The 24,439-nt window shown below is 72.3% G+C and carries 23 protein-coding genes; 2 read left to right on the top strand and 21 right to left on the bottom strand.

Translation table 11 applies throughout. The features are described from left to right. Positions 1 to 98: 98 nt before the first annotated feature. The 12 genes from Aco04nite_RS05440 to Aco04nite_RS05390 are packed head-to-tail and all read right to left on the bottom strand — an operon-like array spanning position 99 to position 11,610. Positions 99 to 818, bottom strand: a complete 720-nt coding sequence (locus Aco04nite_RS05440) for a VC0807 family protein (RefSeq protein ID WP_212996082.1) — start codon at positions 816 to 818, stop codon at positions 99 to 101. Then, positions 815 to 2,029 (bottom strand): FAD-dependent oxidoreductase, encoded by a 1,215-nt coding sequence (locus Aco04nite_RS05435; RefSeq protein WP_212996081.1) that lies wholly within the window; start codon positions 2,027 to 2,029, stop codon positions 815 to 817. Before Aco04nite_RS05435 ends, Aco04nite_RS05440 begins: the two co-directional genes overlap by 4 nt. Next, positions 2,026 to 2,517 (bottom strand): MarR family winged helix-turn-helix transcriptional regulator, encoded by a 492-nt coding sequence (locus Aco04nite_RS05430; protein WP_212996080.1) that lies wholly within the window; start codon positions 2,515 to 2,517, stop codon positions 2,026 to 2,028. The genes Aco04nite_RS05435 and Aco04nite_RS05430 overlap by 4 nt, the downstream gene beginning before the upstream one ends. Next, on the bottom strand, positions 2,514 to 3,482 hold the full coding sequence (locus Aco04nite_RS05425) for an amidohydrolase family protein (RefSeq protein ID WP_212996079.1): 969 nt from the start codon (positions 3,480 to 3,482) through the stop codon (positions 2,514 to 2,516). Before Aco04nite_RS05425 ends, Aco04nite_RS05430 begins: the two co-directional genes overlap by 4 nt. Then, a complete protein-coding gene (locus Aco04nite_RS05420) occupies positions 3,482 to 5,989 on the bottom strand; it encodes a PEP/pyruvate-binding domain-containing protein (RefSeq protein WP_212996078.1) in 2,508 nt (835 codons plus the stop codon). The genes Aco04nite_RS05425 and Aco04nite_RS05420 overlap by 1 nt, the downstream gene beginning before the upstream one ends. 35 nt (positions 5,990 to 6,024) lie before the next feature. Next, positions 6,025 to 6,288, bottom strand: coding sequence for a ferredoxin (locus tag Aco04nite_RS05415; protein ID WP_212996077.1), 264 nt, complete (start codon positions 6,286 to 6,288; stop codon positions 6,025 to 6,027). 5 nt (positions 6,289 to 6,293) lie between these two features. Next, positions 6,294 to 7,493, bottom strand: a complete 1,200-nt coding sequence (locus Aco04nite_RS05410) for a cytochrome P450 (RefSeq protein ID WP_244875768.1) — start codon at positions 7,491 to 7,493, stop codon at positions 6,294 to 6,296. Between the two features lie 21 nt (positions 7,494 to 7,514). Further along, positions 7,515 to 8,690 carry an aminotransferase class I/II-fold pyridoxal phosphate-dependent enzyme gene (locus Aco04nite_RS05405; RefSeq protein WP_212996076.1) on the bottom strand — a complete coding sequence of 392 codons (1,176 nt, stop codon included), beginning with the start codon at positions 8,688 to 8,690 and terminating at the stop codon, positions 7,515 to 7,517. Next, positions 8,687 to 8,818: a hypothetical protein gene (locus Aco04nite_RS49510; RefSeq protein WP_280519310.1), complete on the bottom strand. Its 132-nt coding sequence runs from the start codon at positions 8,816 to 8,818 to the stop codon at positions 8,687 to 8,689. Before Aco04nite_RS49510 ends, Aco04nite_RS05405 begins: the two co-directional genes overlap by 4 nt. Next, a complete protein-coding gene (locus Aco04nite_RS05400; RefSeq protein ID WP_212996075.1) occupies positions 8,815 to 9,798 on the bottom strand; it encodes a zinc-binding dehydrogenase in 984 nt (327 codons plus the stop codon). The genes Aco04nite_RS49510 and Aco04nite_RS05400 overlap by 4 nt, the downstream gene beginning before the upstream one ends. Before the next feature lie 25 nt (positions 9,799 to 9,823). Then, the gene (locus tag Aco04nite_RS05395) at positions 9,824 to 10,420 is read right to left on the bottom strand and encodes a malonic semialdehyde reductase (RefSeq protein WP_212996074.1); all 597 of its coding nucleotides are present in this window, start codon (positions 10,418 to 10,420) and stop codon (positions 9,824 to 9,826) included. Then, the gene (locus Aco04nite_RS05390; RefSeq protein WP_212996073.1) at positions 10,417 to 11,610 is read right to left on the bottom strand and encodes a nucleotide disphospho-sugar-binding domain-containing protein; all 1,194 of its coding nucleotides are present in this window, start codon (positions 11,608 to 11,610) and stop codon (positions 10,417 to 10,419) included. Before Aco04nite_RS05390 ends, Aco04nite_RS05395 begins: the two co-directional genes overlap by 4 nt. Before the next feature lie 157 nt (positions 11,611 to 11,767). Between Aco04nite_RS05390 and Aco04nite_RS05385 the strand changes: the two genes are divergently transcribed. Next, positions 11,768 to 12,793, top strand: coding sequence for an LLM class flavin-dependent oxidoreductase (locus tag Aco04nite_RS05385; protein WP_212996072.1), 1,026 nt, complete (start codon positions 11,768 to 11,770; stop codon positions 12,791 to 12,793). Positions 12,794 to 12,855: 62 nt separating this feature from the next. Here Aco04nite_RS05385 and Aco04nite_RS05380 read toward each other — a convergent pair whose 3' ends face one another. The 7 genes from Aco04nite_RS05380 to Aco04nite_RS05350 form a co-directional block, all read right to left on the bottom strand. Further along, positions 12,856 to 13,320 (bottom strand): pyridoxamine 5'-phosphate oxidase family protein, encoded by a 465-nt coding sequence (locus Aco04nite_RS05380; protein ID WP_212996071.1) that lies wholly within the window; start codon positions 13,318 to 13,320, stop codon positions 12,856 to 12,858. Beyond that, complete coding sequence (locus Aco04nite_RS05375) at positions 13,317 to 14,510, bottom strand: nucleotide disphospho-sugar-binding domain-containing protein (protein WP_212996070.1); 1,194 nt, start codon at positions 14,508 to 14,510, stop codon at positions 13,317 to 13,319. The genes Aco04nite_RS05380 and Aco04nite_RS05375 overlap by 4 nt, the downstream gene beginning before the upstream one ends. Before the next feature lies 1 nt (position 14,511). Then, complete coding sequence (locus Aco04nite_RS05370; protein ID WP_212996069.1) at positions 14,512 to 15,705, bottom strand: cytochrome P450; 1,194 nt, start codon at positions 15,703 to 15,705, stop codon at positions 14,512 to 14,514. A gap of 8 nt (positions 15,706 to 15,713) precedes the next feature. Further along, positions 15,714 to 16,847, bottom strand: a complete 1,134-nt coding sequence (locus tag Aco04nite_RS05365; RefSeq protein WP_212996068.1) for a cytochrome P450 — start codon at positions 16,845 to 16,847, stop codon at positions 15,714 to 15,716. 21 nt (positions 16,848 to 16,868) lie between these two features. Then, a complete protein-coding gene (locus Aco04nite_RS05360) occupies positions 16,869 to 17,933 on the bottom strand; it encodes a methyltransferase (RefSeq protein WP_212996067.1) in 1,065 nt (354 codons plus the stop codon). Between the two features lie 101 nt (positions 17,934 to 18,034). Next, entirely contained in the window at positions 18,035 to 21,829 is a 3,795-nt protein-coding gene (locus Aco04nite_RS05355) for an SDR family NAD(P)-dependent oxidoreductase (RefSeq protein ID WP_212996066.1), read from the bottom strand. Then, on the bottom strand, positions 21,826 to 22,698 hold the full coding sequence (locus Aco04nite_RS05350; protein WP_212996065.1) for an arylamine N-acetyltransferase family protein: 873 nt from the start codon (positions 22,696 to 22,698) through the stop codon (positions 21,826 to 21,828). Before Aco04nite_RS05350 ends, Aco04nite_RS05355 begins: the two co-directional genes overlap by 4 nt. A gap of 126 nt (positions 22,699 to 22,824) precedes the next feature. On the opposite strand from Aco04nite_RS05350, the gene Aco04nite_RS05345 reads away from it, so the two are divergent. Continuing rightward, positions 22,825 to 23,073 (top strand): hypothetical protein, encoded by a 249-nt coding sequence (locus Aco04nite_RS05345; protein ID WP_212996064.1) that lies wholly within the window; start codon positions 22,825 to 22,827, stop codon positions 23,071 to 23,073. 63 nt (positions 23,074 to 23,136) lie between these two features. On the opposite strand, the gene Aco04nite_RS05340 is transcribed toward Aco04nite_RS05345, so the two are convergent. Further along, entirely contained in the window at positions 23,137 to 23,949 is an 813-nt protein-coding gene (locus Aco04nite_RS05340) for an AfsR/SARP family transcriptional regulator (protein WP_212996063.1), read from the bottom strand. Positions 23,950 to 23,981: 32 nt separating this feature from the next. Next, on the bottom strand, positions 23,982 to 24,320 hold the full coding sequence (locus Aco04nite_RS05335) for a hydroxyisourate hydrolase (protein WP_203835102.1): 339 nt from the start codon (positions 24,318 to 24,320) through the stop codon (positions 23,982 to 23,984). Positions 24,321 to 24,439: the final 119 nt, after the last annotated feature.

Here is a 24,439-nt window from a genome sequence, read left to right as displayed (position 1 = left end):
CGCACGACGCCGGTGCGGGCGCGTCGCGGGGTGCTTCGGATACGGCTGCGCCCGCCGTCCGGGGGTCGGGGGCGGGCGCAGCCTTTGGGGGAGTGAGGTCAGGCGGTGGGTGCCGGTGCGGGGTTGCCGTTGGTGCGGCGTGAACCCTGCTCCAGCCGCTCCTGGAAGCCGTCGACGATCTTGCTGATCGCGGGGACCTGGGAGCGGAAGAACGCGAGCACGGCGACGATCACGATGATGCCGGGCAGCTGCGAGACGACGAACGACTCGTCCAGCTTCGCCGGGGACCAGTGGTAGACGATCACGATGCGCAGGACGGCCTCGATCAGCAGGCCGGCACCGAACACCGCGGTCATGAGCCGCTCCCGCACCCGGAACGGCCGGGACTCGTCCCAGGCCTGCGCGTAGGCCTTGGTGCGCACCGGGTCGCCGTCGGTGGCGATCGGGGTCACCGCCGTGTAGATGATCGGCTTGCCGGCCACGCAGGTGAACAGGAAGTACAGCCCGGTGAGGGTGGTGTAGAAGGCCGGTTTGATGGCGACCAGCCGCGGGTCGTCGGTGATGAACAGCAGCCCGACCGACAGGACGATCTCCAGCAGCACCAGGATGCCGATGAAGTCGAGTTTGCGCCGGCGGATCGTGTTCACCAGCGCGTAGACGCCGGTGCCGACACCGGCGAGGGTCAGTGCCCAGAAGTCGCTGCTGCCGAGCTTCTTGAGGATGAAGTAGAGGATGACCGGGACGATCACGTCCAGCAGGGTCGGCAGCAGGGCGCGGAGCCGGCCACCGCGGGCGGGAGTCTGGTTGGCGGCGTTCATGCGGGGCTGCCTTTCTGGGCGAGTTCGGCGGTCTGGAAGATCGTGGCCGCTCCGGAGAGCGAGTCGCGAACCGCCTGGTATCCGTATTGACGCATGTCCGACTCGAAGCTCGTTATAGCCGCGAGCAGGTCGCCGCGGCCGCTTTCGACCCGGCCGATGCGGGAAGCGAGCAGGGCGGCGTCGCGCAGCGCGGTGTTGGCGCCCGTCCCACCGACCGGGGTGGTGGCGTGGATGGCGTCGCCGAGCACCGTGACCCGGCCCGCCGTCCAGTCGCCCGAGGGCAGGGTCGAGCGGATCGACAACGCGAACGTGTCGGCCACGATCGACTCGGCGACGAGCCGCCGCACGACGGGGTGCCAGTCGGCCACGAGCCGGCCGGCGATGCTGTGCAGCCGCTCGGCCGGGGCCGTGAACAGCTCTTCCTCGGGTACGGGGTAGGACGCGACCGGGGCCACGAGCGTCCATTTCACGTACGCGGGGACCGGGTGCAGCTTCGCGTACGGCGCGAGCTCCGCCGCGGCCTGCTCGGGCGAGCGGACCGGCTCGAAGACCCCGAGCGCCAGCGTGGTGCGCTCCGGCCCGAGCACCGGCCGCGACCCGCCGATCAGCTCCGCGGGCATCCACTCGCGCACCGCGTCGGTGAGCGGGAGGTGGCCGTAGATCGCGCGCAGCCCGGTGTCGAGGACCTCGGTGTGCGGCAGCAGCTGACCGCGGACCACGGAGTTGATGCCGTCGGCGGCGACGAGCACGTCACCGGTGGCTTCGCTGCCGTCGGCGAACCGCACACTCACGTGGTCGTCGTGCTCGGTGTACCCGGTGACGGTCTGCCCGAAGTGGACGACGCCGTCCAGCCCGGCTAGCAGGATCTCCCGCAGGGTGCGGCGGTTGACCACGATGGCCGCCCGCGCCGGGTCGAGCGGTGCCGCGGGACGCCAGGAGCCGAGCGGGTTCAGCTGGTGGTCGTACGACGTGCCGCGCGGCATGTACATCTGGTTGGCCGTGGCGTGGGCGAGGTCGTTGAGCTCGCTGGGCAGGCATTCGGCCAGCGCAGTGCGCCCGTGCTCGTCGATGCGCAGCCGGTAGCCCTGGTGGCGGGACTCCGTGGAGGAGTCGCGCTCGTAGACGGCGACGCTGATCCCGCGCCGGCGCAGGCCCTGGGCCAGGCAGAGCCCGCCGACCCCGGCACCCGCGATGATCACATGGAGCGTCATTTCTCCTCCGGTGCTGCCGCCTGGCGCTGCCAGGTGCGGCCCGCCGCGGGCTTCTGCTGCCCGTCACGGGACTCCTTGATGGACGCCGCGAGCCGGTTGAGCAGGGTGCCCAGCTGCACGGTGTCCTCGGCGCTCCAGCCGGTCAGGAAGCCGGCGAAGCGGTCGTGCGACTTGCGGACGAGCCGGTTGAGCTCCTCCTTGCCGGCGGGGGTCAGCGCGACCCGGAAGGAGCGCCGGTCGTTCCGGTCGTTGTGCAGCTCCACCTGGCCGGTGTCGGCCAGCGCGTGGATCTGCCGGGTGACCGCCGAGAGCGACATCTGCATCTCGGTGGCCAGGTCGGACGGCCGCACGTCAGCGGCCTCGTCGATGAGCTGCAGGATCGTGAGCCGGCTGCCCTCGCCCTGGCGTTCGCGGGCGCGGGAGAGCTCGCGACCCAGGGCGAGCAGGCCGCCGGTGAGCACTTCGATGTCCTGGGCGTCCGGGTTCATGCCGACAGCCTAAAACTACTTGCGTCACGCAAGCAAGCTTTTTCGGAGGTGTCGCCGAACCGGGGGAAGAGCCCGAGCGCGTTACCCCGGTCCACCAGGTCCCGCGCACCGTCCGCGAGCTGCGGCCACGGCTCGTTCAGCGCCGCGACCACCTCGCGGACGGCGGTCTCCGGGGCGGCACACCAGTCGGTTCCGAACACCACCCGCTCCGGGCCGACGGTGCTCAGCAGGCTCGGCAGCCCGGAGGCACCGGTCAGCGCCGTGTCGTAGTAGAAGCGGTCCAGCGACCGCTTCACCAGGCCCGGCTCCACCCCGAAGAACGCCGGCGCGAGAAGATCGGCTCGGGTCGCGGCGTACGGCAGGAACCCACCCCCGTGCGACAGGACGAACCGGATGTCCGGGTAGCGATCCAGCGCCCCGGACAGGATCAGGCTCAGCGCGCCGCGGGTGGTGTCGAGCAGGAAGTCGGCCAGCACGTACGGCACCTGCGCCGCAGCCGGGCCCGGCAACGCCATCGGGTGCACCAGCACCACGGCGGCCCGCCGGTCCAACTCCTCGAAGAGCGGCTCGTAGAGCGGATCGCCCAGGTACGACTCTCCCGAGTGCGGCACGAGCAGCACGCCGTCCGCCCCGAGCACGTCGAAGCTGTGCCGGACCTCCTCCAGCGCCAGATCCACGTACGGCATCGGCAGCGCGGACAGCAACCCGAACCGCGCCGGCTGCTCGGCGACGTACTCCGCGACCGCCACGTTCACCGCCCGGTGGAAGACCCCGGCCCGGCGCGCGTCGGAGAAGAAGTCACCCGGCACGGCGTTGGAGATGACCGCCACGTCGATGTCGTGCTCCGCCATGACCCGGTCCGTCTCCGCGGCCGACCACGGGATCGTGAACGGCGCCCCGAGCTCGCGCATCAGCCGCGAGATCTCCGGCAGGATGGCGTGGTGGTGCACGTCGATGCGGCCCATCACAGCTCCCCGGCGAGGGTCACCAGACCCGTGGCACCGTCCACGGTGATCACCTGCCCGTCGCGGAACGTGCTGGTCGCGGAGCCGGTGGCGAGGACCGCCGGGACGCCGTACTCGCGGGAGATGATCGCCGGGTGCGACAGGATGCTGCCGTTGTCGGTGACCAGCGCGCCGACGCTCGGGAACAGCACCGCCCACTGGGCCGTGGTCTCCGGGCAGACGAGCACGTCACCACGGCGCAGCTTGCCGAATTCCGTGACGTCGCGGATCACCCGCGCCGGCCCGGTGTAGCGGCCCGCCGAGGCCGCTAGTCCGCGCAGGGTGCCGGCCGGCGACTCGCCGCCCGGCCCGCCCGCCCACAGGCTCATCGACCACTGGGCCAGCTGGGCGACGTACTCCGCACCCGCTGACGGCGTGGGCAGGTCCGGTCCCATCTCCATCGGCTTCGGCGGCGGCCCGTAGAACGCGGGGCCCGGGTGCGCCGTCGCCCAGGTGTGCCGGCCGCGGCCGGTGCGGACCTCGTCCCGCAGATCCGCATCCTCCTTGCTCCTGCCTGGGTTTTCCGCCGCGGGGAAGCCCTTGTCGAGGGCTCCGAGCGCGGTCTCCAGGTCCAGGTGCAGCACGTCGTGGGCGTGGTCGGTGAGGCCCGCGGCGGTGAGCCGGCCACCGAGCTCCAGCAGCGAATACCGCAGCAGGGCCCACAGCGACACCGCGTAGTAGACCTTCTCGTCGCGCACCGGCGCACCCAGGTCACTGCCGGCCAGCGCCACCTCGAACCGGCGCCGCGCCTCCGGGCCGGCCGCTGCCAGGGCGGGCTCCGCCTCGGCGAGGGTCGCGTCCAGCCGGGCCCGCAGTGCCGCGCGCTCCCGGTCCACGTCGAAGGGCTCGTCGAGCTGCGCCCGGATCAGGTTCAGCAGGACCGCCGGCTGCTCGGCCAGGGTGGGCTCGGTCAGATCGAAGCCGATCGTACGGTGGCAGTACGCCTCCCGATAGTCGAGCAGCGCCTGCGCGAACTCCGGATCGGCCTTGCGCAGCTGCTCGGCGGCATCGGGGTCACCCTCCTCGAGGATGGCCCGCACCGCCGGGCGCCCGGCCGCGAGCCGGGCCAGCTCACCGAGGCCGATCGCGATCCGCATGTGGTCACCCACCAGCCCGCCGCGGAGCTGGAGCGTCTGCGCGGCATTCCAGCCGAGCACGTCCTGCGCGGCGACACCCAGCTCACCGAGCAGCACCACGGCGGCACCGGTCAGCCGGAAGTACACGTCGTGGACCTCGACGAAAAAGCCGGTCATGTCCCGGATGTGCGTCAGCAGCGTCGCGTCGTCGACCTCCACCGGGTCGATCTCACGCAGCGCGGCGAGCCGGGTGGCGAACGCCGGCTTCCACTCGGTGTTCCAGCGCTCGACGAGTTTGCGGGGCTCGCCGTCGCGGATCTGCACCGCGATGTCCTCGATCCGGGCGAGCTGCGTGGCCGGGTCGACGGGCGGCATCGTCATGTAGACCCAGCCGCCGATCGAGCTTGCCTTCGGGGTCGCGCCGGTCGTGAAGCGGAACACGTGCCGGGCGGCGTCGCTGAAGACCGGCAGGAACAGCGAGGTCTGCAGCCGCGTCCACGGCCGGACGGCGTTGCGGTCACGGGTGGAGAACTGGGCCGGCTCCTCGATCTCGATCGGGATCTGCTCGCGCACCACGCTGCTCAGGGTCGTGATCGGGCGGGCCTGCAGAAGGAACAGTTCGCCGTTGGCGTACGCCCATTCGATGTCCTGGGGTTTTCCGTAATGCTCGGCGGTCCGCAGTGCCAGCTCGGCCACTTCGAGGGCCTGCACAGTGTCGATCGCGGGCGCGGCACCCGGCGCGGACGCCGCGGTGAGCTCGGCCCTGCCGTCGCGGACCAGCCACTCGTCGGCGGTCTGCTCACCGGCCATCAGTCGTTCCCCGAGCCCGGCGACCGCGCTGATCAGCACCTCGTCGCTGTCCCCGGTGACCGGGTTGCAGCTGAACGCGACCCCGGCCGCGTCGGCGGCGACCATGCGCTGCACGAGCACGCCGACCTCGGCCGAGACGTGACCGTCACCGCGGTAGACCGCGACGCGCTCGGAGAAGCCGGAGGCCCAGCACGTGCGGACCGCGTCGAGCACCCCGTCGAGGCCGCGGACGTTGAGCACCGACTCGTACTGGCCGGCGAACGACTGGCCGGCGAGGTCCTCGGCGACGCCGGACGAGCGTACGGCCACCGGGTCGTCACCGAGCCGGGCGAGCGCCGCGCCGACCTCCGCGACGAAGGTCTCGGGCAGCGCCATCGCCATGATGTGCGCCTGCACCCGCTCGGGTTCCCCGGACCCCGGGGGCGCGGCGGCGAGGCAGGCATCGAGGGCGTCGGTGGTGACCGAGAAACCGTCGGGCACCACGGACCCGGCGGCGACGAGATCGGCCAGGACGGCGGACTTGCGGCCGACCCGGGCGGAGTCGTCGAGCCGGGTCTCCGACAGAGGAAGGATGTAATTCACGGTGCTGTCCCCTTCGCGCAAGGTGAGCATCAGGCCTACTGACAGTGGACATGGGAGTCGGAAGTCGGATGATGGCCGGGTCCACTCGAAGCGGACTCGAAGCCGGCCGTGGGTTCCTCGATGGTGATGGCCCGCACCGGGCAGATGTCGGCTGCGGTGCGTGCCCCGGCCTGCAAACTCGCGGGCGGGTGCGGCGTGAGCAGCAGCACGACGCCCTCGTCGTCGTCCTGATCGAACAGTTCGGGCTCGACCCGGCTGCACTGGGCCGCCCCGACACACCGGCCGGTGTCCACCGACACCCGCATCACCAGGTCACCGGAAGCTCGTGGACGCCGAACAGGTTCGCGTCCCGCTTGAAGCGCAGCTCGCCGAACGGCACCGCGAGCCGCAGCCCCGGGAAGTCCCGGATCAGCGAGGTGAAGACGATCTCCAGCTCGAGCCGGGCGAGGTTCGCGCCGATGCACTGGTGCGGGCCGTAGCCGAACGCGAGGTGATGGCGTTCGGTGCGGTGGATGTCGAACTCGTCGGGACGCTCGAACGCCGCCGGGTCCCGGTTCGCCGAGGCGCCCAGCGGGATCACGCCCTCGCCGGCCCGGATCACCACGCCCTCGCCCAGGTCGATGTCCGCCACCGCGGTCCGGCAGGTCGCCAGCTCCGCGATGGACAGATAGCGCAGCATCTCGTCGACCGCCGCGGGCATCAGCGACGGATCGGCGCGCAGCTCCGCGAGCTGTTCCGGGTGCTGCAGCAGGGTCAGCGTACCCAGCGCGATCATGTTCGCCGTCGTCTCGTAACCGGCGAACAGCAGCAGCAGCGCCATCACCACCAGCTCGTGCACCGACATCGCCCCCGTGGCCACCTGCTCGGCAGCGATCCGGCCGAGCATGTCGTCGCCGGGCTCGGCGCACTTCGCGCTCACCAGCGCCCGCACGAACGCCAGCAGCTCGTCGAAGAGCTCACGCGGCGGATTCTCGGTCATCAGCCCGCCCGTGAGAGCGGCGAACCGCGTGTAGTCCTCGTCCGGCACGCCGAGCAGCTGCGCGATCGCCAGCGTCGGCACCGGCAGTGCCAGCGCCGTGACGAGGTCGGCGGGGCGCGGGCCGGCCGCGAGCTCCGCCAGCCGCTGCGTCACGTTCTCCTCGATCGCCGGACGCAGCGCCTTGATCCGGCGGGCGGTGAAGCCCGGGATGAACATTCGCCGGTGCGGGCCGTGCTCGGGCGGGTCCATGCCGACGAACACCCGTACCTTGCTCAGATAGCGTGAGTCCTCGGTCAGGAACGGGTAGCCGGGCCGGGTCCGGTCGGAGCTGATCCGCGGATCGACCAGCAGCCGCCGGACGTCGTCGTAGCGGGGGACGACCCACGCGATCGTGGTGTCCGGCAGCCGGACCCGGAACGCGGGACCGTCCTCCCGCATCGGTCCGTACTGCGGCGGCGGGTCGAACGGGCATCCCCTGCGCATCGGGAAGTCCGGCACCGGTGGGGCGGTGGCTTCGATGGTCACGTCCGGATACTCCCTGCGTCGTCAGGCCGCGTGGGCCGGTGTGGTCGCCTGGCGGGCGGCGACGCGGATGATGCCAGCGATCGTGGCGGCGTCGGCCGCGGACACCGCGATCCCGGTGGGCAACGCCAGCACCTGCGACGCGAGCCGCTCGGTATGCGGCAACCGGGTGCCGTCGGCGTACGGCAGCATCTGATGACACCCGGGGGAGAAGTACGCCCGCCCGAGCACGTTCTCGCTCGCCAGGATCGCCAGCAGCGTGTCCCGGTCGAACCCGGCCCGCCGCTCGTCGACAGCGACGATCATGTACTGGTAGTTGTTACGTTCACGCTCGTCGAATTCGAGCAGGGTGATCCCCGGCAGCCCGGCGAGCCCGGCCCGGTACGCGTGGTAGTTCTCCCGGTTGTGCGCGATGAACCGGTCCATGCTGTCCAGCGACGTCAGCCCCATCGCCGCGGCAGCCTCGTTCAGTTTCGCGTTCAGCCCGACCAGCTCGACGCGCTCCGCCTCCGCGATGCCGAAGTTGCGCATCCGGCGGGCCCGCTCGGCCAGCTCCGGATCGTCGGTGACCAGCGCACCGCCCTCGAAACTGTTCACGAACTTCGTGGAGTGGAAGCTGAACACCTCGCCGTCTCCGCCGCCCCCGATCGGGCGGCCGCCGGAGGTGCAGGCGAACGCGTGCGCGGCGTCGAAGAACAGCCGGAGCCTGTGGTCGGCGGCCAGTTCCTCCAGCTCCCGCACCGGCGCCGGGCGGCCCCACACGTGCACGGCGAGGATGGCGCCGGTGCGCGGGCCGATCAGCGAGCGTGCGTGCTCCGGGTCGAGCGCGCCGGTCACCGGGTCCACGTCGCAGAACACCGGCGTCAACCCGAGCCACGCCACCGCGTGCGCCGTCGCGGCGAACGTCAGCGACGGCACGATCACCTCGCCGGTGACCCCGGAGGCCCGCAGCGCGAGCTGCAGACCGGCGGTCGCGTTGCAGGTGGCGACGCAGAACCGGGTGCCGGCGACCGCGGCGACCCGCTGCTCGAACTCCTCGGCCAGCGGCCCGCCGTTGGACAGCCAGCCGCGGTCCAGGGCCGCGTTCAGCCGGGCGAACAGCGCCGCCCGGTCGCCGATGTTGGGCCGGCCGACGCTGCGTGGCGTACTGAACGCCGGCGCGCCGCCGAATGCCGCGAGCTCCGCGGGGACGTGTTTCACGAGACCACCGCCAGCGGGTCGAAGCGTTGCGGTCCACGATCCGGGGCCGTGCCGACGATGATGGGCGCCGCCCGCCGAGCCCGGCTCGAAGCGAGGTCCAGGCCCTTGACCACCAGGTTCGCGGTCACGCGGTGAACACGATCTTGCCGGTGACCTCGCCGCCGAGCATCGCCGCGAAACCCTCCGGCGCGCGCGTCAGCGGCAGCTCCCGGTCGATCAGCGGCCGCAGCCCGGTCCGGTCCAGAAAGGCCAGCAGGTCGCCCAGGTCCTGGGTGGTTCCCATGGCGCAGCCCACGAGTTGCAGCTCGCGGAACACCAGCTGGTGCAGCGCGTGCTGCACGGCCCGCACATCCGTGGCACCCGAGCGGTACCCGGCGCAGACCACCACACCGCCGGGGCGCAGCAGCGTGAGCGACCGGGACCAGCTCGCCTCGTCGACGCCGCCGTCCACGACGACGTCGACCTCCCGGGGCAGCGCCGTGTCGTCGGTGAAGACCTCGTGCGCGCCGAGCCGGCGTACGGAATCCTCCTGGCCCTGCGGGGCGAGCGCCCAGACCCGTGCCCCCGCCGCGGCGGCGAGCTGCATCATCGCGGTGGCGATGCTGCCCACGCGCTCCCGGCCCTGCACCAGCACCGTCTGACCCGGCCGCAGCCCGGCCCGGACGAACAGCGCCCGGTAGGCGGTCAGCCACGCCGTCGGAAGACACGCGGCCTCGGCGAACGTCAGCGACGGGGGCTTGGTCACGACGTTGCGCGCCGGCACCAGCACCTGCTCGGCGAAGCTGCCCGGATAGCGTTCACTGAGGACCGTACGCCCCGGGTCCAGGGTCTCCGGGCCGACCCAGCCGGGCTCGTTGACCAGGCCGTGCACCACCACCTCGGTGCCGTCGCCGAGCACCCCGGCCCCGTCGCAGCCCAGCACCATCGGGTACTGCTCGGGACGCATGCCGATGCCCCGCAACGTCGAGATGTCGTGCATGTTCAGGGTGGCGGCCCGCACGGTCACCGCCGTCCACCCGGGCGGCGCCGGTGCCTGCGGCCGGTCACCCAACCGCAGCGCGCTCAGCGGGTCCACCGGCCGGGGCTCGGCCGCGTACACAGCGAACATCGGGTCCTGCCTTTCGCAACGGTCGTCAGAAACTGCGGGACACCCGGTCATGGGCGAGGCGTGGGAGCCGGGCGTACGTCTTGGGCAGCGGCCGGCCCACGTTCAGCACCAGCAGCGACTCCCAGCGCCCGTCGGGGAAGAAGTCCGCGTTCAGCGCCGCGGTGTCGTAGCCGGACATCGGCCCGGCGGCGAGCCCGGCCGCGCGTACCCCCACGATCAGGTAGCCGATCTGCAGCCAGGCATTGGTGAGCGCGGTCTCCCGTCGCTCGTCGCGGGTCAGCCCGTCCATGTAGTCGAACAGTGGCTGCGCGCCCGGGTACAACGCGGGCAGCTCCCGGTGGAAATCCAGATCCGCCGCGAGCACCAGGCTGAGCGGTGCGCCCGCGGCGCGGTCCCGGTTCTGCCCGTGCAGATGCCGGGCGAGCCGGGCGCGGGCCTCGGGGGAGCGCACGGCCACCATCCGCAGCGGCTGCTCGTTGAACGCCGTCGGCCCGTCGCGCACCAGCTCCCAGATCGCCGCCAGCTGCTCGTCGGACACCGGTTCATCGGTGAAACGGCTCGCCGACCGGGCCTCGCGGAACAGCAGGTCGGCCGTGCCGGGCCCGATGTGCAGCAGGGTCATCGCCCGGCACCCACGGACTCGGCGGCGAGTTCCTGCAGGCGTGCGGTGACCTGCGACAGGCTCGGGGCGGTCAGGATGTCGTGCTGCTGCTCGCGCGCGGAATCGGCGTACTTCGCGTCGTCGAGCACGGTGAGGACCGCGGACCGTACGCTCTCCGCGGTAGCCGTCGCCCCCTCGAGCATGACCCCGCCGCCGCTTCGCTCGACCTGCCAGCCGTGGAACATCTCGTCCGGCATCTGCGGCACGACGACCTGCGGCACGCCGTTGACCAGCGCCGTCATCGTGCCCCCGGCGCCACCCTGCTGGACCAGCGCGGAACAGGTCCGCAGCAACGGGTGCAGCGGCACCCGGCCCAGGAACCGCACGTTGCCGGGCAGCGTGCCGAACAGCTCCCGCTGACTCTCGACCACCGCGACGACCACCTCGGCGTCGACGTCGGCCAGCGCCTCGACGACCAGCGGCGCCTGCATCAGGTGGTCATAGCCCAGCAGTGCCCGCGACGTTCCCCAGCTGACCGCGATCCGCCGGCGCGGCGGCTCGCCGAGCACCCACGCCGGCACCTCGGCGGGCCCGTTGTACGGCACATACCGGATCCGCTGGCGCACGCGCCCGTCGTCGACCTGCAACCGGGCGGGCGCCGGATCGAGGGTGATGTCCCCGTTGACGCCGAGCCGCTCGAGCCCGAACCGCGCCGCGAGCTCACCGGTCAGCGCGTCCTCCATGTCGGCGATCGGCGCGGTGAAGTCCACACTCCACAGATGCCGGACCGCGGGGATCCCGAGCAGCCGCGCGATCAGCGGCCCGACGAACGCGGCCGGCTCGAACACCACGAGATCCGGTTTCCACCAGCGCGCGAACGCCACGGCATCGTCGGCCTGCGCCGCCGCGGACTCCACGGCTACCCGGAACCCCATCAACCGCCGCCGCTGAGTGCGATCGGCGTCGTCCGCCGGCCGCTGGGGGGCGGTCGGCCGCCAGTTACGCGCCTTCAGCTGCTCGCGCAGGGCCGCATAAGAATCAAAATCAGGCCCGGCACCGTACGCGGGGAGCCCCGCCCCGACCGCGTTGGGCACCATCCCCGGATTGCTGACCACCGTCACCTCGTGCCCGGCGGCGCGCATCGCCCAGGCCAGCGGCACCATCGGGTTCAGGTGCCCGTTCATGTCCCAGGTCGCGAACAAGACCCGCATGCTGCCTCCCGGCTGTCCTTCGCGCTCGACACTTCACGCGCAGCCAGGCTGCCTGCCCTTGCTCGCACGCCGATCGAAGGCCGCACGCCTCCATCCCCGCTCGACGGCGGGCCGCGACCATCGCCGCGTAGGTTTCCGACGATCCGCGGGAGTGCTCGTGCGACTTGCTGTCTTTCTCCAACCGTCCGGAGCGGTCGAGGTGGCCCGCGAGGCCGAACGACTCGGCTGCGCCATGGCCCTGGCACCCGAGGGCTTCCGCGCCGACGCCCCCTCCGTCCTCGGCGCCGTGGCCGCCGCCACCACCACGATCGGCCTCGGCTCCGGCGTCATGCAGATCCCCGGCCGCGCCCCGGTCCTGACGGCGCTGACCGCCGCCACCCTCGACGGCCTCGCCGGCGGCCGCTTCCACCTGGGCCTGGGCGTGTCCAACCCGGACGTCTCCCGGGGCTGGTACGGCGTCGACTTCGACCATCCCCTGGACCGCACCCGCGAATACGTCGAGGTGGTGCGTCTGGCGCTCAGCGGAGCACCCGTACGCCACCCCGGCCGCCACTACCCCCTGCCCCCGCCGGGCACCGACGAGGCCGCCCACCTGCGCGCCGCCGCCACCCGCCCCGACCTGCCGATCTATCTCGCCGGGGTGGGCCCGCGCAGCCTGCGCCTGACCGGCGAGATCGCCGACGGCTGGATCGGCGTCTTCCTGTCCCCGGACCGCGTCCGCGAATCCCTGGACCGGGTGGCCGAGGGCCGCGCCCAGGCCGGCAAGACCCTCGACGGCTTCCAGGTCCTGCCCTCGATCGCGATCGGCACCGGCCCCGACCCGGAAACCGCGGCCCTCCCCCTGCGTGACTACTTCGCCAACTTCATCGGCATGGGCGACCGCCGCCGCAGCATCTACTTCCGCCTCGCCGAACAACTGGGCTTCGCCCGCGCCGCCGCCGAGATCAACGACCACTGCCACCACGGCGACCGCCCGGCCGCCGCCCGCGCGGTGCCCATGGAGCTCATGGACCAGGTAGCCCTGATCGGCGACGAGAACCGCATCGCCCCCCGCCTGGCGGCCTACGCCCGCGCCGGCGTGACCACCCTCGGCCTGACGTTGCTTGCCCCCACCGTGGAGGGCCAACTGGAAGCCCTGCGCGTGGCCGCCCGAGCCCTCGAGCAGATCAAGCAACCAGCCTGAACCACGGCGAAAGCCGCGACGGTCGCAACCGTCGCGGCTTCGCTGTGTCGCCGTTGTACGAATCAGTCGAGCCAGTGCCCGTCCTCGCGGACGACGCGGCCGGGGATCTCGTGGACGCCGCGCCACGCCTGGACGCTGTCTGCCGGGAGTCGCAGTGCCACCACGCCCGGGACCCGCTCGGGGCTCAGGGGCAGGCGGCGGAAGATGAGCGGGTTGAGGTTCTCGGCGGGTTCGATGTGGACCACGCCGTCGATGAGGACCACGTCGGCGCCTGTGCCGATGGCGGCGCGGGCGTGCGGTTCGGTGCGCAGATTGCGTACGGTGCGGGAGTTCGGCTTTGTCGTCATGAGCAGTGACTTGCCGTCCCAGAAGTACGACAGCGGGATCAGGTGCGGGCCCTCGGGGCCGGAGGTCGCCAGCCACAGGTGGCGTTCGTGGGTGAGCTTGCGCAGCACGTCCTCGCGGCGCTGGACGGTCGGGCGCGGCGGGGTCGACGGCATGGGTGGCTTGTTGAGCACATCGGTCATCGGTTGCTCCCGGTGGTGAGGGCGTGGAGGTCGGCGACGGTCTCGGCCGGTGCCGGCACTGATCGGATCTCTTCGCGCAGGCCGGCGGCGGCGCGGGCATAGGCGGGCTCGCCGGTGAGCGCACCGACCCGCTCGCGGACGGCGTTCCCGGAGAAGTCCGCCGCGGCCAGCACCGTGCCCGCGCCGGTGGCGGCGAGCCGGGCGGCCTGGAATTTCTGGTCCACGAGCTGCGGCAGGACGAGTTGCGGCACTCCGAGCGCGGCCGCGGTCAGCGTGCTGCCGAAGCCGCCCTGGTGGATCACCGCGGCGCAGCTGGGCAGCACCTGGTGCAGCGCGAGGGACGAGACGACGCGGGTGTTGCCCGGGACCGGGCCGAGCCGTTCGCGGTCGGCGGGGGTGAGCGTCACGACGACCTCGGTGTCCGTGCCGGCCAGCGCGTCCAGCACCGCCGGCGGCGCGAACGGCGCGCCGAGCGAGCTGCTCGTCGCACCCCAGGTCAGGCAGATCCGGTTCGGGCCGGGCCGGTCACGCAGCCAGGACGGGGTGTCGGCCCGGCCGTTGTACGGCACGTAGCGCTGCACGGTCCGGGTGACCCGCGCCGGGATCTGCATGCTCGGCGGGCAGATGTCCACGGTGTGTGTGCCGAGCGGGTCGACCGGGTCGATGCCGAGCCGTTCGGACAGCGGTGCGATCAGCGCCGGGACGACCTCGTGCGCCTGGTAGGTCAGGTCGACGCCGTGCAGGTGCCGCACCGCAGGAACGCCGAGCAGCCCGGCGACCAGCGGGCCCGCGTAGGTGGTCGGCTCGAACAGCACCAGGTCGGGCCGGAACGCGCGGGCCACGTCGACCAGGTCGTCGAGCATCGCCGCGGACCGGGCCGCGAAGACGCTGAACACCTTGCTGACCCGCACCCACTCGTCCGGCGTCCACACCTTCGCGCTCTGGCCCGGTGGGGGCGGCGGGGGCACATCGGCGTGCGTCAGGTCGCGCATCTGCCGCCGGCGCAACGCCTCATGGTCCAGGTCGGGTCCGGCGGCCACGAAGGGTACGCCGGAGTCGCGCACCACCGTGGCCAGCGCCGGCTGGCTCGCGACGAGCACCTCGTGACCGGCCGCCCGCAGCGCCCACAGCGTGGGCACCAGGGGCAGATAGTGCGACGGCCACGCCCACGCCGTCACCAGGACCCGCACGTCACCACTCCACCGGGATGCTGATGAAGCCCTCGAGCAGCGCGCCCGGCTGACGCTGCAGCTTGTCGGCGGGCACGTGCAGTTTCAGGCCGGGAAAGCGGCGCAGCAGGCTCTCGGTGGCGATCTGCAGCTGGAGACGGGCGAGGGCGGCGCCGACGCAGAAGTGCGCGCCGAGGCTGAAGGTCAGGTGCGCGTTCTGCGTACGCGTGATGTCGAAGAGCTCGGGGTGCTCGAACACCGTCTCGTCCTGGTTGGCGGAGTCGACGGCGGGGATCACGCTGCTGCCCGCCGGGATCGTCCACCCGTCCATGTCGATGTCCTCGGTGACGTAGCGGAGCATCGACACCGACGACCCGACGAGCTTCCAACGAAGAGTCTCCTCGACGGCCTGCGGGACGAGGCTGTAGTCGGCGCGCAACGCGGCGAGCTGCTCGGGGTGCGAGAGCAGCAGAGCGACGCCACCGCCGAGCTGGGTCGCGGTGGTCTCGTAGCCGACGAGCAGCAGCAGCCGGCACCACCAGTGCAGTTCGTATTCGGCGAGCGCGCCGTCGTCCTCATCGCGTACCCGGATCATCGCGCTGATCAGGTCGTCACCGGGAGCCGACCGCTTGCTCTCCACGAGCCGCGCGATGTAGGCGTTCATCTCCTTCATGCTGCGGCCGATGTCCTCCTTGCTGAACCGGCTCACCGACAGGAACGCCTCGGTCCAGCCGCGCAGCTGGTCGTGGTCGGCGTCGGGCACGCCCAGCAGCTTGCAGATCACCTGGATCGGCAGGGGGAACGCCAGTGCCTCGTTGAGGTCGACCGGCCGGCCCCCGCCGGTGGCCTCCATCTTGTCGAGCAGTTCATCGACCAGACCCTGAACGTACGGCCGGAGCCGCTCGACCCGCGCCGCGCTGAACGCCTTCATCACCAGGCGCCGCACCCGGGTGTGCTCCGGCGGGTCCGGGTTGATCCGCGGGTCCTGGAACATCCGGTTCTCCTTGGAGATCCGGGCCGCGCCGGGCCGGCCGATGTTGCGGCTGAGCCGGTCGTCGGTGAGCAGCCGGCGCACGTCGGCGTACCGGGTGACCATCAGCGCGGTGTCGCCGCTGGGCAGCGTCACCGGGCACACCGGCTCGCGCCGCAGGTCACCCAGCTCCGCCGGGACCTCGAGCGCCGACGGGCGCTCGAACGGGTACGGCCTGGCGTCCATGAGATCTCCTAGAGGAAGAGCGGTACGGCGGTGAAGGCGGGGAAGAAGATGTCCTCGGTGCGCTGCAGTTCCTGCGTGGGCACGGCGAGCCGCAGCTCCGGGAAGCGCTGGGCGAGCCGCCCGATCGCCTCCTGCAACTGGACGCGGGCCAGCGGTGCGCCCAGGCAGAAGTGCTGACCGGTGCTGAACGTGAGCTGCGGGCGCCGCGGAGCCCGGTCCACGTCGAACTTCGCCGGGCAGCCGAACGCCGAGGGATCGAAGTTCGCGGCGTCCAGCGCCGGGATGACGCTGGTGCCGGCCGGGACGGGGCAGCCACCGACCTCGATGTCCTCCGTGACGACCCGCAGCATCGACAGCGACGAGCCGACGACCTGGCAGCGCAGCAGCTCCTCGACCGCGGCCGGGACCAGCTCGGGACTCGTACGCAGCCGCGCGAACTCGGCGGGGTTGTGCAGCAGCAGCACCACGGAGCCGGACAGCTGGTTGGCGGTGGTCTCGTAACCCGCGAGCAGCAGCAGCGTGCACCACCAGACGAGCTCCTCGGTGCTGAGCCGCCCGTCCTCGGCGTCGTGCACGGCGATGAGATCGCTGATCAGGTCGTCACCCGGCTCGGCCCGGCGCCGTTCGATCAGCTCCCGCATGTAGCCCCACGGCGGCGAGCTGGTGTCCCCGAAGTGCTCGCGCTCCTCGGCGGGCACCCCGAGCAGCTCGCAGATGACCCGGATGGTCAGCGGGAAACTGAACGTGGCGTTGATGTCGACCGGCTGCGGCGCGCGGGCCACGTCGTCGAGCAGCTCCTCGACGATCTCGGCGATCCGCGGCCGCAGGGTCTCCACCCGCTTGGCGGTGAACGTCTTGCCGATCAGCCGCCGCACCCGGGTGTGCTCCGCGCCGTGCATCGCGACCGGGGTCTGCTGGAAGATCTTCTGCTTGTTCTCGGTCATCCGGGCCGCGCCCTTGCGGCCGCGGTTCTTGCTGACGCGGTGATCGGCCAGCACCGCGCGGACGTCGTCGTAGCGGGTGATCAGCAGGGCGGTGTCACCACTGGGCAGCCGGACCGGGACCAGTGGCTCCTCGTGCAGTCCCGCCCACTCGGCGGGCTGGTCCACCGGGGACGGCCACCGGAAAGGGTATTCGTGCATGGTGTTGTCTCCCACGGGGATTCAGAGCGGGCGGGCTTCGACGACGCTGTGCGGGGGGTGAGTGCGGGTCACGTCGACCAGCTCGAAGCCGGCCTGGGAGAGCAATTCCGCCCACTGGGCCCGGTTGCGCTCCTTGCCGCCGAGGCTGACACCCATCGCGATGTCCATGGCCTTGGCGAAGTGCCACTCGTTGAGGTCCGCGACGACCGACTCGACGAGCAGGACGCGGGCCTGCGTGTTGTCGCCGATCGCCGTCCGGATGCTCTTCAGGATCCGCACGGAGTCCTCGTCGCTCCAGTCGTGCAGGATCGCCTTCATCACGTACGCGTCCGGCCCGCTCGGCACCGCTTCGAAGAAGTCACCGACGACGCACTCGACGCGGTCCGCGACCCCCTGCTCGGCCAGCACCGGTGCGGCCCCGGCCACCGCGGACGCGGTGTCGAACAGCGTGCCGCGGATGCCCGGCTGCTCGGTGAGGATGGCGGCGAGCAGCCTGCCCTGGCCGCCGCCGATGTCGGCGACGTGCTGGAAGCGGCTGAAGTCGAAGTCCTTGGCGACCTGGTCGGCGCGGTTGCTCACGCCGGTCATCGCCTTGTGGAACACCTCGGCGTACTCGCCGCCGTGCGCGGTCTCCATGTAGTCGAACCAGCCCTGGCCACCGCGCAGGGCAGGTCCGGTCGGCTGGCCCGTGCGCAGCGTGTCGATCGCCGTGCCGAAGCAGTTCCAGACGCTCTCCTCGCCGTAGAGGTAGGCGAGGTGCCGCACGGAACCGGGCGCGTCGCTGCGCAGCAGGTCCGCGGTCGGGGTGAGACCGAACCGGCCGTCGGCCTGCTCGGCGAAGACACCGGCGCCGGCCGCGCAGCGCAGGAAACGGTAGAGCATCCCCGGGTCGGTGTCGGTCGCGGCGGCCAGGTCGGCCACCTCGCGGGGGCCCTCGGCGAGCAGGTCGGCGACGCCGACGCGGGCGAGCACGCAGACCACGGCGGAGACCATCTTCCCGGCGAGCAGGTTCAGCAGTTCCTGCTGCGGGGTGGGTGACACGGCGGCGAGCGTGGCGGGGCTGAGAACGATGGCGGGCGCGGTCATGGTGGTTCCTCTCGTCGGGCGAGACGTCGGGTGAGGCGTAGGGCGAGGCATCGGGTGAGGCGTTCTGGTCGTCATGGTGGTGGGCTGCGATCGAAGCGCGGTCAAACCCGGGCCGCGGCCGGATCGGCGGCGAGCAGATGGGTCGTCAGCGCGTCGATCGTGGGGTGCTCGAAGAGCGCGGACCGGTCGATCGGCCGGTGCAGCTCCTCCTCCAGCCGGGCGTGCAGCTGCAGCATCGCGATCGACCCGATGCCGAGCTCGTAGAACGGCCGTCCGGCGTCGGCGCGGGTGCCGGTCACGGCGTGCAGCACCGTCCCGATCCGCTCGGCGAGCAGCGTGTGCCCGGGGTCGGCCGGCTCCGGGGCGGTGTCACTGAGCACGATCAGCGACTCGGCTGCCAGGTCCTCGACGGTGTCGACGAGCGCGGCCACCGACGGGATCGCCGGGTTCCAGCCCAGGTGGTAGGTCCCGGGCGGGTTGCGCAGCGCGAGCCGGGTCAGCAGCGCCCCGGTCCGGCCGTCGACCGTGAGCGCCCCGCGCCGGTGCACGGCCGCACGGTACGGGTTGTCGCGGTTGAGCCCGATCCCGTCCCACAGTCCCCAGGCGAGGCTGCGGGCCCGGACCCCCTGCGCGCACAGATGCTCCACCAGCGCGTCCGCGAAGCTGTTGCCGGCGCCGTAGGCCGCGGTCCCGGCCAGGTGCAGGCTTCCGAGCAGTGAGGAGAAGACGACGAGTTCCGCACCGGCCCGCCCGGACAGCAGCCGGACCAGGTGCAGGGTGCCGCTGATCTTCGCGACGTCGCCGTCCGCCCAGTCCCGGGGGTGTTCCTCGGCGAGGGTGCGGGTCGCGTACTCGTCGGCGAAGTGCAGGATGCCGTCGAGCGGGGCCTGCCAGCGGGTTTCCGCGCGATGGACGACCCGGTGCAGCGCATCGGCGTCGCGCACGTCGGCGCGGTCGTAGCGCACGTCGCGGCCCGCGGCGGTGAGCTCGTCCAGGAACGCGCGCAGCAACGGGTCGGTGCCGGGGTCACGGCGCCCGACGAGCTGCAGGCTGAGGTCGTACCGCCCGGCGAGCTCCGCGAGCAGCACCGCACCGATCCCGCCCGTGCCACCGGCGATCAGATAACGACCCCCGCGGCGCAGGGCGTCCCGTCCCGGCGCAGGCTCCCGGACAGGTTCCAGCGCCTGCACGTACGGCTGCCCGCCACGCCACGCGACCTGGCCCCCGCGACCCGCCGCGTCGCCGAGCGCCCTGCGCAGGGTGGCAGCGTCGGCATCGGGCGGATCGCCGGGCAGGTCGATGTGCCGCGCCGGGGCGTCGACCTCCTCGGCTGCGCGCACCCCGGTCAGCGTCGCGGTCAGCGCGGCCGGATAGGTGACCGGCTCGGTGCCGTCGACCCGGCGCAGCCGCCGGCTGACCGTGACCAGCTCGGGCTCGCCGCCGAACGTCTGCAGCGCGCTGAGCAGGTGCGCTCCGCAGCGCGCGAGGTCCGTCCGCACCTGCGGGATCTCCGGCCACAACCGGCTGTCGCCCAGATAGCTCCACAGATAGAGCAGCCGCTGGGGGAGCAGACCGGCTGCGGTCAGGCCGGCGTGCAGGCGGCGCCAATGCGCGGGCTGGGCCGGGTCGATCGTCCACTCACGGTCGTTCTGCTCGTACGCCGTCCCGGCACGCACCACGACCGCCCCGGGCTCACCGTCCCGCCAGGCATCGCCCAGCCCCTGATCGTCGGCGAACACCAGCGTCCGTACCGGCCCACCGGGCAGGGCAGCCGATCGGGTCACCCGCCACACCGGCCGGTACGCGCACGCCGGCACGGTCAGCTCGTCCTGCTCGGCGTACCGGTCGAACTCGCCCGCCACGGTCCGCGCCACCAGCGCGGTCCGCTGGATCTTTCCACTGGTCGTCCGCGGGAAGTCCGCCTCCGCGAGCGGGACGACATAGGCGGCGCTGAGCCGCAGCCGCGTACCCACCGCTCGCCGGATCCGGCCGCCTGCCTCAGCCGTGCCGGCGTCCTCCGGCACGTAGAAGACGGCGAGCCGTTCGCTGCCGGTCCGTGGATCGGGGACACCGCAGGCGGCCACCAGCCCGGACCGGACCCCGTCGAGCGTCCCGCACAGGTCCTCGACCTCGTGGCAGTAGTACTTCTCGCCGTTGATGACGATGAGCTCCTTGGACCGCCCGGTGATCGTCACCTCGCCGTCCAGCAGGAACGCCTGGTCACCGGTGTCGAACCAGCCGTCCGGGGTGAACGCCTCGGCGTTCGCGGCGGGATTGCCCAGATACCCGGGGGTGACGCGCGCGCCACGCACCTGGAACCGCCCGATCCGGCCCTCCGGCAGCGTGCGGTGCTCGTCGTCGGTGATCCGCACGCGATAGCCCGGGGTCGGTCCGCCCATGGCGAGGAACTCGATGCAGTCCCCGGCGGGTACGTCCGGCCCGGCCTGGCGCAGGGGCCCGCCGAGGCTGGACTTGAGGATCCGGCGGTGGCTGTGCTCGGTGGCGAGGAATTTCGCGGTGGCCGCGGTGGCCGTCTCCGCCATGCCCCACATGTGCACCAGGGTCTGCGCGCCGATCCCGGAATCCCCGGTCCGGGCGAGGAATTCGCGGATCACCGGGGGTGTGCACTGCTCCCCGGCGTTGAGCATGGTCCGCACGTGCGCCAGGTCCCAGCGCCGCCCGGGTGCGGCCCGCAACGCGTCGGCGACCAGCCGGTATCCGAAGTTGGCCGCCCACGTGTGCGCGACCCGGTGCCGTTCGAGCAGGTCCAGCCAGCGCAGCGGGGACTCGGCGATCCACGGTGTCGCCGCGTGCAGGCTGTCGCAGCCCAGCACGGCGTCGCGCAGCAGGAACATGACCACCGGCGCGACGTGGTCGAACGGCAGCCAGTTCAGGCTCGCCTCGCCGGGCCGGATCAGGTCCACCTGACGGCTGGACAGGGCGTTGCCGACGATCGCGCGATGCGTGACCTGGATGATCTTCGGCGTGCCCGTGCTGCCGGACGACAGCGCGCACATCGCCACGTCCGCAGGCTCCGGAATGTGCAGCCCGTCCGCCGGTTCGTGCCCGGACAGCTGGGAGACGACCGCCGTGGTGAGGCCCGGCTCGTCGTAGAGCTCGGCCGCCCCGGTCAGCGCACCGCCGATGACGAGCGGCCGGTCGAGTGCCCGCCAGGCACCGATCAGCTTGTCCAGCACCGGACTGCGCGTCGCGGAGCCGCCCGGGTCGGCGACCGTCACGAAGCGGATCCCGCCGAGCAGGCATGCCCACACGGCGACCACGTAGTCGGTGAGATCGGCATTGACCAGTACGGCGTACGAGCCCTCGCCCAGCCCGCGCGCCCGCAGCCCGGTCAGGACCCGGCGCCCCCGGTCGAGCAGCTCGGGATAGGTCACGAACGTCTCACCCCGGGCCTGCACGGTACGCACTCCGAGCTCCGGGAAACGCTCCGCCGCCCGCACGATCGCCTCGGTAACGGTCGCGGGATCGCCGGGCAGGACCACGAGCGACGGACCCTGCGCGTACGCGGGAACGCCGCTGTCCCCGGCATCCGCCACCTCGGCGACGCCGACCGGCACCGGCGCGTCCGCGTCACTGAGCCGCAGCGGGGGCACTGTCCGCTCGACCGGTCGCAGGCCGACGCCGGCGGGCAGCGTCCCGACGTCCACGAGCGGCACCTGCGCCAGCGCGCCGAGGTCCGCGTACGGAATCCGGCGCACCACACAGATCATCGCGTCCGGAGCCACCCCGCTCGCCTTCTCCCGGGCCTCGGCGGGCGAGCCGGGCTCGGCGGGAACCACATAGGCCACCGTCCGGCCGTCCCGGCGCAGCACCGCCGCGTCCGCGATCTCCGGCCGGGCGATCAGGGCACGCCGCACCGCGTCCAGCGCGCTCATCGCACGGCCTCCGCATGCTGCGGCCGGATCGCCGTCGCGAAGTCCCGGGCGTGCCAGGCCAGCCGCACCCGTTCCCACAGCGCCGTCCGGTCCACAGGATCCAGATCGGGCATCCGTACGCCGAACACGCCGGCGAGCGCGGAGTACCACTGCTGCTCGGAGGTGATCGTGACGGACGTACGCCCGTCGACGGTGACATGGCTGAGCTGGCAGCCGATCAGCTCGTCGTAGCCGTGCGCGTGGTGGCGTTTCACCCAGCCGTACTCGAAGAAGATCGCCATGTGGGTGCCGGCCTGCTCCTGGTAGGGCAGCGCGAACTCTTCCGGAGAACCGGGCCGCTCGGTGAAGTCCAGACCGCGGCACGATTCCCGCCGGTCGTAGTCGAGACGCCAGCCGCCGGGCGTACGCCGCAGGCCGTAGCGGAAGCCGTTCTGCTCGTACTCGCCCTCGACGAGCGGCAGCGGCCGGTGGAATCCCTCACCGGAGCCGGCGTCGAGCAGCCAGCGCCCCTGCGGGTTGGTGGCCGTCGGCAGGTGCCGCACCAGGATGACGTTGTGCGTGCCGTTCGCGCCCTGGGGCAGCGGCGCGAACCGGCTCTGCACCCCGGCCGGGTGCAGGCTGACGTCGTAGCCGAGCGCCTCCAGCAGCAGCGCCAGCGCGCCGTTGAGGTGGTAGCAGACGCCGCCGCGCCCGGTGCCGATGATGCGGCGTACCGCGTCCGCCGGATCGACCCCCGGTAGCTGGTCGAGGGTCTCGAACGGGATCTGTTCCACATGGGCCGCGTGCAGGGCGGCGAGGTTTTCCGCGGTGGGGGGCAGTGCGGGCAGACCCAGCCGGTCCAGGTACGCCGCGACATCGATCGGAGTCATGGCGCGACGCTAGGGACGGGTGCTGGAACCCGGGCCGAGCCGCCGTCGAGGGTGTCTTTCGACCACTCTTCGAACGGAGGTGCGCACGCTCGGCACAGGTTCGACGTTCACCAGGAAAGGACCACCATGTACCTGCTTCCCACCCAGGAGCCGGAACGCTCCCGCTTCGCCGACGCCTCCGCCGAGGTGGGCCGCGCTCTCCTGATCGGCCTCGCTGCCACCGGTGCCGCGTGGGCACCCGGCGCCATGATGCCGCCCGTCGCCCCGCTGACCCGTTCACCGAGGACGCGGCCCGCCCCGGTTCCCGAGCCGGTTGCCGCCGGGCCCCGCCAGCCGTCGCTGCTGCGTCTGCTGTTCGGCCGTCTCGCCGGCTGAACTGCTTGTGCGAAGGGGCTCCCGCCTGATCCGGCGGGAGCCCCTTCGCGTAATGCCTGCCGTTCAGCCCGCGAGCGGGAGCGCTCGCAGCTCGGACACCGGCGGCATCTCGTCCATCAGCACGTCCTGCTGCAGCCGCCGCAGCTCCGCGGACGGCTCCAGCCCGAGCTCCTCGTCGAGGATCTTGCGGACCGACTGGTACGCCATCAGCGCCTCGCCGCGCCGGCCACTGCGGTGCAGCGCCTCGATCAGCCGGGCGTGGAGCCATTCGTTCAGCGGGTACGCCGAGACGAGCGTGCGCAGCTCCGGAAGAAGCTGCCGGTGCAGCCCGAGGAAGATGTCGGCCTGGATCCGCAGCTCGAGGGCCCGGATGCGACCCTCCTCGAGATGCGCGGCGTGACCCTCCAGCAACCGCCCCGCCGGGACGTCCGCCAGCGCCGGCCCCCGCCACAACCCGAGCGCCGTCCGCAGCCGCTCGGCGGCGGCCCCGGCGTGCCCGGCCTCCAGCAGGTGCCGGCCCTCATCGCTGAGCTTCTGGAACCGGACCGCGTCGATGCGGTCCTCGTCGACGCGCAGGATGTAGCCGGGGGCGGTCGTGACGACCAGGTCATCGGCGTCCTCGACGATGCCGGCCGCGGTCAGCCGCTGGCGCAGGTGGTAGATGTAGGTCTGCGCGGTGGTCACCGAGCTGCGCGGCGGCTCGGCACCCCACAGCTCCTCGATGATCGAGTCGGTCTCGACCAGATAGTTGGCGCGGGCCAGCAACAGGGCCAGCACCGTACGGACCTTGGGTGCGGTAGGACGGCACACGTTTCCCCCGTGGACCGCCGCCAACGAGCCGAGCATGGTGAACTGCAGCGTCGATTCGGTGATCATTTCTGTTCCTTCCTCCGGGACCGCGATCCCGTTCATGCCTTGCCGCCGAAGTACATCGAATAGGAGTGCGGGGTCATCAGGACCTGGATCCGGCATTCGTGCGGCCGGTCCCGGATCCGGAAGACGATTCCGATCTCCGGATATCCGGCGCTCACACCGAGACCGGAGAAGTACGGGTCGCTCTCGAAGACGACCCGGTACGGTCCCCGGCCCAGTGTTCCGGCCGAGAAGTCGCCGATGCTCCCCTCCGCATCGGTCTCCGCCACCGCGATGGTGGCCCACCGGCCGTCCACGGGCTGTTCGAGCCGGGCCCGGACACCGACGGCGGGCCGGCCGTAGACACCGTCCAGGGCTTGCACCGAAAGGCTCATGTCTGTCACCTGTCTTCCGCCGGGCCGCCCTCGTGAGGAGTTCCGGCATCGGTCCGCCGCCGGTGGATCCGGCTGATACCCATGCTGTGGCAGGCCGCTATCGCGCGGGCTTCGCCGCG

Origin of the sequence: Winogradskya consettensis (genome assembly GCF_018332715.1) — a bacterium.
In the GTDB taxonomy this organism is placed as follows: domain Bacteria; phylum Actinomycetota; class Actinomycetes; order Mycobacteriales; family Micromonosporaceae; genus Actinoplanes; species Actinoplanes consettensis.
Note: the sequence above shows the minus strand (reverse complement) of the source record. Positions and strands in the feature narration are given on the sequence as shown.